This is a genomic window from Flavihumibacter sp. UBA7668, from assembly GCF_002483205.1.
In the GTDB taxonomy this organism is placed as follows: domain Bacteria; phylum Bacteroidota; class Bacteroidia; order Chitinophagales; family Chitinophagaceae; genus Flavihumibacter.
This window is the reverse complement of sequence record NZ_DLHM01000004.1, coordinates 382,459-395,079: the sequence shown is the minus strand read 5'-3', so window position 1 is coordinate 395,079 and position 12,621 is coordinate 382,459. Positions and strand designations below refer to the sequence as shown.

Annotated in this window: 12 protein-coding genes and 1 tRNA gene; 5 read left to right on the top strand and 8 right to left on the bottom strand. The window is 42.9% G+C overall.

The genetic code is table 11. The features are described from left to right. Positions 1-101: 101 nt before the first annotated feature. The 3 genes from cmk to B2746_RS09765 form a co-directional block, all read right to left on the bottom strand. Positions 102-791 (bottom strand): (d)CMP kinase, encoded by a 690-nt coding sequence (gene cmk / locus B2746_RS09775; RefSeq protein ID WP_290792807.1) that lies wholly within the window; start codon positions 789-791, stop codon positions 102-104. 75 nt (positions 792-866) lie between these two features. Next, positions 867-1,316, bottom strand: a complete 450-nt coding sequence (locus tag B2746_RS09770) for a DUF1648 domain-containing protein (RefSeq protein WP_290792803.1) — start codon at positions 1,314-1,316, stop codon at positions 867-869. Positions 1,317-1,381: 65 nt separating this feature from the next. Beyond that, positions 1,382-3,913: an ATP-dependent Clp protease ATP-binding subunit gene (locus B2746_RS09765; protein WP_290792802.1), complete on the bottom strand. Its 2,532-nt coding sequence runs from the start codon at positions 3,911-3,913 to the stop codon at positions 1,382-1,384. A 106-nt stretch (positions 3,914-4,019) separates the two neighbouring features. On the opposite strand from B2746_RS09765, the gene B2746_RS09760 reads away from it, so the two are divergent. Together B2746_RS09760 and B2746_RS09755 are read left to right on the top strand one after the other, a co-directional pair. Further along, on the top strand, positions 4,020-4,415 hold the full coding sequence (locus B2746_RS09760) for an STAS domain-containing protein (protein ID WP_290792801.1): 396 nt from the start codon (positions 4,020-4,022) through the stop codon (positions 4,413-4,415). Positions 4,416-4,418: 3 nt separating this feature from the next. Then, positions 4,419-5,318 (top strand): ribonuclease Z, encoded by a 900-nt coding sequence (locus tag B2746_RS09755; protein ID WP_290792799.1) that lies wholly within the window; start codon positions 4,419-4,421, stop codon positions 5,316-5,318. A 116-nt stretch (positions 5,319-5,434) separates the two neighbouring features. Here B2746_RS09755 and B2746_RS09750 read toward each other — a convergent pair whose 3' ends face one another. From B2746_RS09750 to B2746_RS09740, 3 genes are read right to left on the bottom strand one after another with little or no spacing between them, the layout of a single operon-like run. Then, positions 5,435-6,256 (bottom strand): alpha/beta hydrolase, encoded by an 822-nt coding sequence (locus B2746_RS09750; RefSeq protein WP_290792797.1) that lies wholly within the window; start codon positions 6,254-6,256, stop codon positions 5,435-5,437. Next, positions 6,256-7,143, bottom strand: a complete 888-nt coding sequence (gene dapA, locus B2746_RS09745; RefSeq protein ID WP_290792795.1) for a 4-hydroxy-tetrahydrodipicolinate synthase — start codon at positions 7,141-7,143, stop codon at positions 6,256-6,258. The genes B2746_RS09750 and dapA overlap by 1 nt, the downstream gene beginning before the upstream one ends. A gap of 36 nt (positions 7,144-7,179) precedes the next feature. Then, complete coding sequence (locus tag B2746_RS09740; protein WP_290792792.1) at positions 7,180-8,157, bottom strand: acetyl-CoA carboxylase carboxyltransferase subunit alpha; 978 nt, start codon at positions 8,155-8,157, stop codon at positions 7,180-7,182. Positions 8,158-8,294: 137 nt separating this feature from the next. Here B2746_RS09740 and B2746_RS09735 point away from each other — a divergent pair. After that, positions 8,295-8,368 (top strand) — tRNA-Asp (locus tag B2746_RS09735). 247 nt (positions 8,369-8,615) lie between these two features. On the opposite strand, the gene B2746_RS09730 is transcribed toward B2746_RS09735, so the two are convergent. Further along, positions 8,616-9,440 carry a hypothetical protein gene (locus B2746_RS09730; RefSeq protein ID WP_290792790.1) on the bottom strand — a complete coding sequence of 275 codons (825 nt, stop codon included), beginning with the start codon at positions 9,438-9,440 and terminating at the stop codon, positions 8,616-8,618. A gap of 384 nt (positions 9,441-9,824) precedes the next feature. On the opposite strand from B2746_RS09730, the gene B2746_RS09725 reads away from it, so the two are divergent. Both B2746_RS09725 and B2746_RS09720 read left to right on the top strand, forming a co-directional pair. Continuing rightward, entirely contained in the window at positions 9,825-10,553 is a 729-nt protein-coding gene (locus tag B2746_RS09725) for a DUF6088 family protein (protein WP_290792788.1), read from the top strand. Beyond that, positions 10,550-11,200 (top strand): nucleotidyl transferase AbiEii/AbiGii toxin family protein, encoded by a 651-nt coding sequence (locus B2746_RS09720; RefSeq protein ID WP_290792786.1) that lies wholly within the window; start codon positions 10,550-10,552, stop codon positions 11,198-11,200. Before B2746_RS09725 ends, B2746_RS09720 begins: the two co-directional genes overlap by 4 nt. Before the next feature lie 114 nt (positions 11,201-11,314). Here B2746_RS09720 and B2746_RS09715 read toward each other — a convergent pair whose 3' ends face one another. Further along, the gene (locus B2746_RS09715; protein WP_290792784.1) at positions 11,315-12,247 is read right to left on the bottom strand and encodes a sterol desaturase family protein; all 933 of its coding nucleotides are present in this window, start codon (positions 12,245-12,247) and stop codon (positions 11,315-11,317) included. Positions 12,248-12,621 lie beyond the last annotated feature (374 nt).

Genomic DNA, 12,621 nt, shown 5'->3' with positions numbered 1-12,621 from the left:
TTATGGTTTATAAGGCGCGAAGTTAACAGGCGGTAATCCGATGCGTTTACGCAATGAGGAAAAGCGCTTACGAGATCGGGAAAAAGTTGGGATTAAGAAAATTAAGCGGGTAATCTTTCCTTTACCCAACCCAGTGCAATCTGCAATTGCTCCTGCATATTCAGTTTGGAATTATCCAATACCAGCGCATCTTCCGCCTGGCGAAGCGGGCTTACTTCGCGATTGCTGTCAATATAATCGCGCATTTCGAGGTTATTCTTTACCTCCTCAATTGTTACATTAGGATTTTTTTCATAGAGCTCTCTGAATCTGCGCTGCACCCGAACCGCATTATCTGCAGTCATGAAAATTTTCAATTCTGCATTCGGGAAAACGACGGTTCCGATATCACGGCCATCCATAACGATTCCCTTTTTTTTGCCCATGGTTTGCTGTTGTTTTACAGCAAACTCCCGTACTTCGCGAATAGCAGCAATCTCACTCACTTTTTCAGCTACAACCAAATCACGGATTACATATTCCACATTTTCATCATTCAGGAACATTTCCGTTTGCTGGCTGTGTTCATTAAAGCGAAAATCAAGTTGAATATTAAGTAATGCTTCTTTCACTTCCTCTGTGGTAGTCCAGTCGATATGATTCCTCAAAAAATACAGGGTAATTGCACGGTACATGGCACCACTATCGATATATACATAGTTCAACTCCTTGGCCAATTGTTTTGCCACGGTACTTTTACCACAACTGCTCCATCCATCGATGGTGATGATGATTTTTTTTCTGCCAGACATTCGGCAAAGATAATGAAAGGAAAAAGTTAAAAGTAGAAAGTAAAAAGTGGGCAGCCTTATAAGTGAACACCCCCACTATTTTTGTCTTTTTCTATCAACTATCATTTCAATAAATGGGTAGATTACCATAATTCCTGAAAGCATGAAAACCAGATAGAAATGCTGTGGAGTATGTCCTGTTTTTGCAGCGTACAATAAAAAGACTTCAATCAATAGAAATAACAAGGCTGTCAAAAACCCGATAACCTTAAGTATTCTCGCTTCCCTCATTGGGTTTAACTGGCCAGCAACCAATAACAAAATCAGCAAGGTAAAACTTGCGACTGAAGGCAATAAAAACACCGTTACTTTATTACTGTATCCATCCACTGTTCCGATTGAATTAAAATGAGAAGGAATGACGGAAGGCAATGAAGGATATTCAATAATTGCAAGTATCCAGTTTGCCAGCAAAAGGATAATACTGGCTACTGTCAAAATGGTAAAATAAAGCGGTTTTTCAGGTTCCCGGGGTAATGCACACATAATTGTCAAGATACAAAAAAGGCTACCCATGCAGGTAGCCTTGGAATTAGAATATGCTTAGAATTTTAGGTTGCTGATTTTTCCTTTTTAGGGGAAGATTCACGGATGGTAAAAACAATTTTGTTGTTCTCCTTATCCAGGTCGGCAATCAGTATATCTCCCTGTTTGATGGTCATATTCAGAATTTCTTCTGCCAACGGATCTTCCAGGTATTTCTGAAGAGCACGATGTAATGGTCTTGCGCCAAACTGCGAATCATATCCTTTTTCAGCAATGAAGTTTTTTGCATCTTCTGTCAGTTCCAGTGTGAAACCCAGGTTGTTCAGGCGTTTCAACACACCTTTCAACAGGATATCAATGATCTGGAAGATATGCCCTTTATCCAGTGAATTAAAGATGATCACATCATCAATCCGGTTCAGGAATTCAGGTGAGAAGGTACGCTTCAGTGCCTTTTCAATAACTGCTTTATTGTTTTCGTCTGAATGAGCAGAACGGGCAGCTGTTGCAAAACCAACACCATCTCCGAAATCCTTCAACTGGCGAACACCAATATTGGAAGTCATGATGATCATACTGTTTTTGAAATCAACTTTCCGACCCAGTCCGTCTGTCAACTGACCATCATCCAATACCTGCAACAGAATATTATAGATATCCGGATGGGCTTTTTCGATTTCATCCAACAGAATCACGCTGTATGGTTTGCGACGAACTTTTTCCGTTAACTGACCACCTTCTTCATACCCAACATAACCCGGAGGCGCACCAATCAAACGACTGATGGTGAATTTCTCCATGTATTCACTCATATCAATCCGGATCAGCGCATCTTCGCTGTCAAACATATAGCGGGCCAGAGAACGTGCCAGTTCTGTTTTACCAACCCCGGTTGGACCGAGGAAGATAAAGGTACCCACCGGCTTTTTCGGATCTTTCAATCCAACCCGGTTCCGCTGAATGGCTTTCACCACTTTGGAGATGGCTTCTTCCTGTCCGATTACCATGCCACGCATATCATCCGACATTTTTTTCAGCTTCTCACTTTCCGCCTGCACCATCCGTTTCACCGGAATACCCGTCATCATACTCACCACTTCGGCGATATCCTCTTCTTCAATCGGATACCGTTTGTGTTTGCTTTCTTCTTCCCACTGTGCTTTCGCTTTTTCCAGATCTTCCTGCAAACGTTTTTCCGTATCACGCAGAGAAGCAGCTTCTTCAAACTTCTGGCTTTTTACCACGCGGTTTTTTTCATTCTTCACATCCTCAATCTTTTTTTCAAGATCAAGAATTTCATCCGGCACATTGATATTTTTCAGATGCACACGGGCACCTACTTCATCCAAAACATCGATCGCTTTATCAGGAAGCAGCCGATCTGTCATATACCGATCACTCAGTTTAACACAGGCGTCAATGGCATCATCCGAATAATTAACATTGTGGTACTCTTCGTATTTCGATTTGATATTGTTCAGAATCATAATGGTTTCGTCCACACTTGGCGGATCTACCATTACCTTTTGAAAGCGACGATCCAGGGCGCCGTCTTTCTCAATATACATACGGTACTCGTCCAGTGTAGATGCACCGATACATTGCAACTCTCCACGTGCCAGAGCCGGCTTGAAGATATTGGAGGCATCCAGTGATCCACTGGCACCACCAGCACCAACAATGGTATGAATTTCATCAATGAAGAGAATCACATCTCTGTTTTTCTCCAGCTCATTCATGATGGCTTTCATGCGCTCTTCAAACTGTCCGCGGTACTTGGTACCTGCTACCAGTGCAGCAAGATCCAGGGATATCACGCGTTTATCAAACAATACGCGGGATACTTTCCGCTGTACAATGCGAAGTGCCAGTCCCTCAACAATGGCTGTTTTACCAACACCGGGTTCACCGATGAGGATGGGGTTGTTCTTTTTACGGCGACTGAGAATTTGCGAAACGCGTTCGATTTCTTCTTCCCGACCAACGATGGGATCAAGAGAACCAGATTCAGCCAGGCGGGTAATGTCCCGACCAAAGTTGTCCAACACCGGTGTTTTACTTTTGGTAGTACCGGCCTGTTTGGCTTTCTGCTGACTATACTTTTTCTCTTCATCAAAATCGTCGTCGTTTTCGTCGGGATATTCGCTTCTCACATCATTGCTTTTCACGACTCCCAGTTCGTTCCGGAATAAATCGTAGTCCACGTCAAACTGATTTAAGATTTGTGTAGCAATATTTTCTTTGTTCTTGAGAATTGATAACATGAGGTGTTCTGTTTCAACGGTCGGACTTTTAAGTGCCTTCGCCTCCAGAACAGTTACACGAATTACCTTCTCTGCCTGTTTCGTTAACGGCAGGCTGTTGATATTGGCAATATTCTTTCCGGTTTTATCCTTCACTGCCAATTCCACTTCCTTGCGCAATTCATACAGGTCCACATTGAAACTCTTGAGAATACGGACAGCGGTGTTATCACCTTCTCTTATCAGCCCAAGCAACAGGTGCTCCGTACCGATAAAATCATTACCCAACCTCAATGCCTCCTCCCTGCTGAACGAGATGATCTCCTTTACCTGGGCTGAAAAATTGTTGTCCATTTTATAAGTAGTTGTGTGTTATACAATAATAACGAATATTTTTGAGTTTAGGTTTGCTTCGCCGCCACCCTAATAACGTTAAAATCCATACTAAATTTTAAACAATATGCAGGTCAAAATTGATACCAAGGAGAAATTTCATGTCATTACGATCCTTGAACCCAAATTGACTGCTAATATGACAGCAGAAATTCAATCTGGTTTATCAACTTACCTGCAAAATGACGTTAAAAGCGTGGTTTTGAACATGAAGCAGGTAGAAGCCATCGAATTACCGGCGATTGAAACCCTGATCAAGGTACAGCAGTCTTACTACGAAAACAACGCTTCTTTTGTAGTGTGCGAAATACAACCGGGAGTGGAGCAATACCTGGATGAACAGCAATTGCTGGAGATCCTGAGTGCCACCCCAACCGAGTCGGAAGCCTGGGATATTGTTCAGATGGAAGAGATTGAACGGGAATTACTGGACGACGACGAACCTTTATTCAACAACGATTAAACTATGATGGCTGTTACGATTTTGGGCAATAACTCCGCCCTTCCTGCATTTGACCGGCATCCCACGGCACAGATTGTGACCCTGGATGAACACCTGTTTCTGGTTGATTGCGGCGAAGGAACCCAAATGCAAATGGCCAAATACAAGATAAGACGAAGCAAAATCCAGCACATCTTTATATCTCACCTGCATGGTGATCATTATTTCGGACTAATTGGCTTACTGACCAGCATGGGCCTCCTGGGTCGTGAATTGGATTTGCATCTGTATGCTCCGTCTGATTTATTGACGATTATCAACTTACAATTGCAAGTTGCTGATACAACACTCCCTTATACCTTACATTTTCATCCATTGGCTAGTGGTAAGTTGGTAGAAACGGACAAATTCCGGGTAACGGCTTTTTCTACCAGTCACCGGATTCCCTGTTGGGGATTTCGGTTTGACCAGGTTAAAGCCCCGCGTAAAATCAACCCGGAGAATGCAGTTCGTCATGGTGTTCCGGCTGTGTTTTATGATCGGCTGAAATGGGGCGCCGATTATGAAACAAAAACCGGGCAGGTGATTTCAAACGAATGGGTTACGGATCCCGCTCCTGCGCCGCATTCCTATGCTTATTCTGCAGATACCTGCTACAATGAAGCCTTGATTGAATCGGTTCAGGGGGTTGATTTGCTCTATCATGAAACGACGTACCTGAAAGACCTGGCAGATCGTGCTGCCAAGCGTTTCCACTGCACCACACATGAAGCGGCAACCATCGCCCTAAAAGCTGGTGTTGGAAGATTACTGATTGGTCATTTCAGTTCCAAATACGAAAAACTCCATCAATTCGAAGAAGAAGCAAAAGAAGTGTTTGAGAATACGCAACTGGCGCTGGAAGGAACCACGTATAGAATTTAGAAGTGGGAAGTGGGAAGTGGGAAGTTAGAAGTATTGGTCCGATGTGCTACTTCCTACTTCCTACTTCCTACTTCTAAATTCAAACTTCTTACTTCAAACTTCAAACTTCTTACTTCCTACTTCCTACTTCTCAGGTTCCATCGCAGGTAGTTTGGAAGTTCGGATCTCCAGGAGGCTTCGTTGTGTTCGCCGATTGGGGACACTCGTTTTATGATGGATTCTTTTGGAAGGATCGGTTGAAGGGTGCTGATAATTTTTTCCATATCGCTTACCATCTGGGGTGATTCCTTTTTTCCGGCATAGAAATAATATTGCTGATTGGCATGCCGCCGTTTATGGAGGGCCTCTTTGGTGAGGTTTATTAATCCCGGTGAAATCCAGAAAGAGGGCGAGAATACGCCTATTTTGCCGAATTGTTTGGGGTACCAGAGTCCGGCATAATAGGAAATCAATCCGCCCATGGAGGAACCTGCGATACCGGTATATTTTGCCTGTTTTTTGGTGCGATAGTGTTGATCAATATAGGGCTTTAATTCGTTCACCAGGAATTCTAAGTAGGCTTTTCCCTCTCCTTTTCCAAAACGCTCATGATCTTCCGGATTGTATTCATTCATACGTTTGGCACCACCATTATCAATGCCTACAACAATCAGCGGAAGATTGGTTCGATCCAATTCTTCATCCACCCCCCATTCACCTGCAAAAGAGGTTACGGCATCAAAGAGGTTTTGTCCGTCCTGCATGTATAAAACAGGATAGCGATGTTTGCCGGTTGTATAATCAGCAGGCAGGTAGATCCAGATCCGTCTTTCCCGACCAAGTGATTTGATCGGGAAAGCGGAATCCATTATTTGTACCCTGGGGCTGGCAGTTGACAACTGCGCATTGGTGTTGATGGTTGTTACCAGACCAATTGCTCCAAGGAGTAGAGATCGCATCAGGAAAGCTGTTTGAGATAGGCTGCCACTTTTTGCTGTGATTCGGCAGTAAGGGGCACCATTGGCAAACGCAGGGTATTCTGGATCATTCCCATTTCAGCTAAAAATCCTTTTACACCAGCCGGATTATTTTCGGTAAATAACAAACTATACGCTTCCAGCAGTTCGTCGTTTAATGCTTTTGCTTTTGTAAAATCGAATGCGAGTCCGGCATTCACCATATCGGTGAATTTTTTGGGAAGGCAGTTGGCGGCTACGCTGATAACACCGTCCATTCCGCAGGCAAGCTGTGGCAGTACAAGGTCGTCATCGCCACTAACAATCAGAAAATGATCAGGGCGCCCTTTGAGCATTTGCATACACTGCACGAGGTTATTGGCGGCTTCTTTGATACCCGCAATATTGGGTACTTCGTGTGCCAGTCTCAGGGTAGTGGATGCTTCCATATTTCGTCCGGTTCTTCCCGGAACATTATAAAGAATGATGGGTTTTGGAGATGCAGCAGCCAGCACTTTATAATGCTGGAAGATGCCTTCCTGCGTTGGTTTATTATAATAGGGACAGGCACTCAATACGGCAGTTGCTTTATCAAGCGGAAGAGAAGAAAGATCGTTAACGAGTTCATGGGTATTGTTGCCACCCACGCCAACTACCACAGGAGCACGGTTGCCCACTTTTTCGTAGGTAAAAAGGATGATGTCCTTTTTTTCTTCTTTGGAAAGTGTGGGGGTTTCACCGGTTGTACCGAGTGTTACGATATAATTAACGCCATTGTTCAATTGAAAATTGATCAGGTTTTCGAGGGCTGTATAGTCGACCTCGCCGGTAGCGGTAAAAGGAGTTACGATAGCTACGCCGGTACCACGAAGAGAATGTCTGAGATCCATTTGGAAAAGTATATAAGTTGGTTGTTGAAGGTTGATTTAAACTGGCAATTCATCCCAGAAGCCCATTTTGCTGAACTTCTCGATGCGCAAACGCACCCGCTCTTCTGCGGGGACCTGTTTCAGTTCCTTCAGGGTTTCAATCAGTACAGACTTGAGGTTGGCAGCAGCCTGGTCATAATCCCAATGGGCGCCTCCTTCGGGTTCGGGTACAATTTGATCTACGAGACCGAAGCGATGCATATGATCGGGGGTCAGTTTGAGTTCTTCGGCTGCTTTTTCTTTCTGGGCCCAGGAGCGCCAGAGGATGGAGGAGCAGTTTTCGGGAGAAATAACTGTGTACCAGGAGTTTTGCAGCATGAACACGCGATCGCCCACGCCGATGCCGAGAGCACCACCAGAAGCGCCCTCTCCTATTACCACGCAGATTACGGGCACTTTGAGGCGCATCATTTCATAGATATTCCGGGCGATGGCTTCTCCCTGTCCGCGTTCTTCGGCTTCGAGACCGGGATAGGCGCCGGGGGTATCAATTAAGGTTACGATGGGTTTATTGAATTTTTCGGCCAGGCGCATGAGGCGCAGGGCTTTGCGATAGCCTTCGGGGTTGGCCATTCCGAAATTGCGGAGCTGGCGCATTTTGGTATTGATACCTTTCTGCTGACCGATGAACATAACGGTTTCTCCCTCTAGTTGAGCAAATCCGCCGACCATGGCTTTATCGTCTTTTACATTGCGATCACCATGTAATTCAATAAAGTTGGTGGTCATTTTCTGGATATACTTCAGGGTATAGGGGCGATCGGGGTGGCGACTGAGCTGTACTTTTTGCCAGCTGGTCAGGTTTTCGGTGATTTCCCGGCGTTTTTCTATGACCTGTGCTTCCAGTTTATGTATATAGTCGGTATTATCAATTTTTGTTTTTTCTGATGAAAGCTTTGTTTTTTCGATTTCATCAAACAGCTCTTTAATAGGGCGTTCGAATTCGAGGAACTGTCTGTTTTTGTTCTCTGGCATACTATCAGTTGTGGTGTAAAATTAAGGGTTGAAAAATTTTTAGGAAAAGTTTGTTTTGAAATAAATTTTCCCTTTATCTTTGCCATCCCAATTTGGTAGAACGAAGTTATAAAACGCGGAGTTTCAAGTTGTTGGAAGGATCGGTAGTTCAGTTGGTTAGAATGCCGCCCTGTCACGGCGGAGGTCGCGGGTTCGAGTCCCGTCCGGTCCGCAAAAGCCTCACAGAAATGTGGGGCTTTTTGCATGTGCGGAGTTTCATGGATTTTTCGATTCGCGGCAAGAAGGTGGAGATATCTTTCAGGTAGATGGCAAACAACTACAGCAACAATACAAGGATCACATCAGCGATTACCACAGTTGGAATCAGAAGGATCACGCCAGCCGGTGGATACTCTTTGAGCAAAATAGGAGTTCCCATTTGAGTATTGTTGAAACAGCATAAATCGGAAAACCGCTTCTTACTGCAATTTCCATTTCACAATTTTTGATACATCCTGTGCGGGTAATGGTGCAGGTGGAGGCGGGGGTGCGTTGTACTGAAGAATTTGTCCGTCTCTTACATAAAAGGCCTCTAAAATTTTTCCTGCATAATAGCGACGATTAAATATCCGATCTTTTTTATTTGAAAGAAAACCCACCCCCTTAATAAGCACTACCAATCGTTCTTCGATGTATTCCAGCGTTATGCTTAACTGACCTCCGCTGAATGTGGGCGTTTGCAGGGGAATTATTAATTCTTCCGCAATTGATTTCCTCCCGTTTTTTTCTGCCAGGTCAAATGAACAGCATTGAATGGATAATACCACATGCGTCGCATTGTCTGGTGCACTAAATGCTTCTGCCAGCTGAATGGCAGGGATTTCTAACTCAATACTTTTAAATGGATCAATGGTAATAACAGGAGAAAATTTCACCAGCTTATCAAGGCTGGTATGGCAATTAAACTCCAACTCTTTTAACATCAAAAGGTTGCCATCAACAATGGATCGTTCTCCCTTTTTCTCCTGCGGACCGGTATTAATAATTTCAATTAGCTTGCCCCTTAACCGGTTGATGAATTGTTTGTCTGCATATTGTTTAAGAAAAGACTCAACGGCTTTTTTGAATAAATTGGAAACACCATGTGCGGAAGCAAATTCTTTATTGGTTTTCCGGCTGCCTTCCGAAAGCGTATAGGTTTCCTTATTGACAGCTTTTCTTACCAGCTTTTTTCCATTTTTATAGTAAAAAACCTGGTCGCCGATTTTTCCTGAAATGTTGAAAATTCCGGTTTGTCGAGCCATATTACTAATATAGGCATATTATTAATAAAAAAACCTATATATATGATGGCTGGCTCCGGTGCAAGTCCGGTACAAGTGCGGTTCAAGTCCGGGATAAGTCCGGGGATGCTGGGGAAATCACTCGCTGTTCTCTTTATGTTCCCGGTTAGAAACTATTAAAAGGTTGCACATCCACTTAAGCCAGGCTGAGAAAGCATTTAAAACACAAAGAGAAGGTAATAGTAAAGAAATTACTGGAATCCGCTTTTTGGGGGCGTATTTGATAGGCAGAGATTGGGTGCATTCCAATAATAACTAGCAGAAATCTGCTATAAAGGTAAGTAAACGGCGCAAAATAGGTGACATTTGGTAGAAATCAATATCTTTGAATTAGATAAGTTACCAATGCAAACCACTAAAAAAATTGAAAAGCAAATAAACGGCTTTCAGGTTGGCGAGGTTTTTACCTATGGCCAGCTAAAACTGGTTCCAGACGAGTATCGTGCTGCGGTCAAGGCATTAAGCAGAATGACAAAGGCAGGGGTCATCAAAAGAGCTTCAACCGGGCGGTATTATAAACCTAAAAAGTCAGTATTTGGAGAACTCAAACCTGGCGAGGATCAACTGCTAAAATCATATCTTTTTCAAAAAGGGAAGAGAATAGCGTATGTTACCGGCATATCGCTATATAACAAAATGGGGTTGACAACGCAGGTTCCCAAAAATATAAAAATTGCCAGCCGTGATAAAAGAATAATTACCAAAGTTGGAAGCATAGCAGTGAAGGCTGTTAAAAGTTATGTGGATGTCACCAATGACAATTATTACCTACTGGAAATTCTGGATGCAATAAAAGACTTTAAAAACATCCCGGACCTTAACAGGGAAGGTGTGCTAAAACGACTGCAACAAAAGATCATTGAACTCAACCATGATGATAAGCGGAAACTGATTAATATCAGTCTGAAATATCCACCGAGGGTACGGGCCCTTACAGGAGCCTTGTTAACCAGTCTGGGTATTGATTCTGATATGGTACAACCCCTTGCTAAAAGTCTGAACCCGCTGTCGACCTATAACTTTGGTATTCAACAGGAAGAGTTACCAGCCATTAAACAGTGGAACATAGTATGAGACTGCATGAAGAAAAAGAATTATTCAGGGAAGCCGTTCAGGCGGCGTCACAGCAACTAAACATCCCGGAGATCTATATTGAAAAGGATTATTGGGTAACTGTTGCATTGTTCAAAATTTTCTCATCACCAGCTGGAAAATTTGCCATCTTCAAAGGAGGAACCGCGCTATCAAAATGCCACAGGCTGATAGAACGTTTCTCGGAAGATATTGATATAGTGGTCGTAAAGAAAGAAGGCGAAGCGGGAAACAAACTGAAAAACAAATTAAAAGCAATCACAGACGCTTTAGCTGGAATAATGCCCGAAATACAATTAGACGGAATAACCAATAAACTTGGGATGATGATCGGTAAACAGCAGGAGGATATTGTAAGGGACTATAACATGCAGCCTTTTAACGTTCTCGTACTCAGCAAGGAATGTACCTTTTGCGAGAAGATCATGAGCCTGGTACGCTTTTCTTTCACAGAAGATCCTTACACTGATCTCGCAAATAAGATCCGTCATATCTATGATCTTCATATGATGTTGAAAAACACAGAAATCAAAACCTTTTTCGATAGCCCCTATTTTGATTCAAAGGTCCGGAAGAGACCTGGGAGAAAATTCGCCAGCCATATCAAACCACATTCAAAGATCTCGTGATCGGAACCTTGCCTGATGAAAATGATGTGCAGATAACAATAAAGGCAATTGCAGAGAGGCTTAAAAAAACGGAATGGGAAATAATATGAGCCAGGCATTTAATCATTCCTAGTGTTATTTCATCTTCTCCTTATGCCGGGCAATATCGATGGGGTCACCGAATAAATAGAAGAATTTCAGTTTCCAGGATTTTGCTTTTCTGACATCTCTGATAATATCGGCCAGTTCATGAAAATTAATTTGAAGCGGATTTGCTTTGTTTTCAATATTGTGTGTAATGCCATAGATGGCCTGCTCTTCTTCCGGCTGATAGGTGTTAAAAATCCGATCCCAGATGATGAAGGTGGCCCCATAATTTTTGTTGATATATTTTTCCTGAGAACCATGATGCACGCGATGATTGGAAGGAGTGGCAAAGAGATATTCAATCACCGGATGCAAACGTCGGATATATTCCGTATGTACCCAGAACTGAAACAGGACCGCCACCTGATTTACCACAAAAAATATGACGGGATGAAATCCAAGTAAAGCAACCGGCAGGAAGAAGATCAATTTTGCATGCTGAATCCAACTCAGGCGAAATGATACACTCAGGTTGTAATGTTCACTGCTATGATGCACCACATGGGTTGCCCACCAGATCCGCTGTTCATGCGCAATGCGATGTGCCCAATAGCTGCAGAAATCAAAGATGATATAACAGGGAATGAAAGTCCACCAGTTTAAATACATTCTCCAGGGCACCAGATTATACACCCATACAATCAGAAACAACAGACTGAACTTTAGCGCAAAGGCAATTGCCACATTGCCCATACCTACCAGTACAGATCCCATCGTTTCTGCTTTCTGATACAATCCTTTGTTCTGTCGGTGAGAAATAAACCATTCCAACAACACAAAAAAGAACATAAAGGGTGCCGCCCAAATAATTAACTCAGGTGAATTGCTGGAAACATTTCCAATCTGATCATAGGCAATTTTAGGTGCACCAAATAAAAACTTCGCATTTATCGTAACTATATCTATAAAATCAAAAAACATTTAAATAAATCTCCAATTAGGTCAGCCAACCTATAATTTACAAAGAATCAACTATGCTGTAAGTGAAACTTGACGTGTAAAAAAAGCATACCATACTGATGCAGGATGCGAATCCGGTTAAAGGTAGGGGATCAGAACTTCTAAGTCTTGTAAAATTGTGGAGATCTGTTGTATATTTTACACATATTGGGAACCGCTACTTCATTTTGGGCTTTTCAGATCATGTAGAAATTCCAAGGGTATGAAGTTACGAGTGTTGTTACATAAAATTGCTGCCGAAATACAAAAATTGAAGCAATCTTCACAATGGAAATCCCTGTTCTTTTGTACCACTCATCAACACCTCCTTACCCTAATATAATTGACGAATCCCC

Coding starts and splice junctions, on each gene's coding strand:
- cmk (WP_290792807.1), bottom strand. CDS start 791: ATGTCTGGCAGAAAAAAAATCATCATCACCATCGATGGATGGAGCAGT.
- B2746_RS09770 (WP_290792803.1), bottom strand. CDS start 1,316: ATGTGTGCATTACCCCGGGAACCTGAAAAACCGCTTTATTTTACCATT.
- B2746_RS09765 (WP_290792802.1), bottom strand. CDS start 3,913: ATGGACAACAATTTTTCAGCCCAGGTAAAGGAGATCATCTCGTTCAGC.
- B2746_RS09760 (WP_290792801.1), top strand. CDS start 4,020: ATGCAGGTCAAAATTGATACCAAGGAGAAATTTCATGTCATTACGATC.
- B2746_RS09755 (WP_290792799.1), top strand. CDS start 4,419: ATGATGGCTGTTACGATTTTGGGCAATAACTCCGCCCTTCCTGCATTT.
- B2746_RS09750 (WP_290792797.1), bottom strand. CDS start 6,256: ATGCGATCTCTACTCCTTGGAGCAATTGGTCTGGTAACAACCATCAAC.
- dapA (WP_290792795.1), bottom strand. CDS start 7,143: ATGGATCTCAGACATTCTCTTCGTGGTACCGGCGTAGCTATCGTAACT.
- B2746_RS09740 (WP_290792792.1), bottom strand. CDS start 8,157: ATGCCAGAGAACAAAAACAGACAGTTCCTCGAATTCGAACGCCCTATT.
- B2746_RS09730 (WP_290792790.1), bottom strand. CDS start 9,440: ATGGCTCGACAAACCGGAATTTTCAACATTTCAGGAAAAATCGGCGAC.
- B2746_RS09725 (WP_290792788.1), top strand. CDS start 9,825: ATGCAAACCACTAAAAAAATTGAAAAGCAAATAAACGGCTTTCAGGTT.
- B2746_RS09720 (WP_290792786.1), top strand. CDS start 10,550: ATGAGACTGCATGAAGAAAAAGAATTATTCAGGGAAGCCGTTCAGGCG.
- B2746_RS09715 (WP_290792784.1), bottom strand. CDS start 12,247: ATGTTTTTTGATTTTATAGATATAGTTACGATAAATGCGAAGTTTTTA.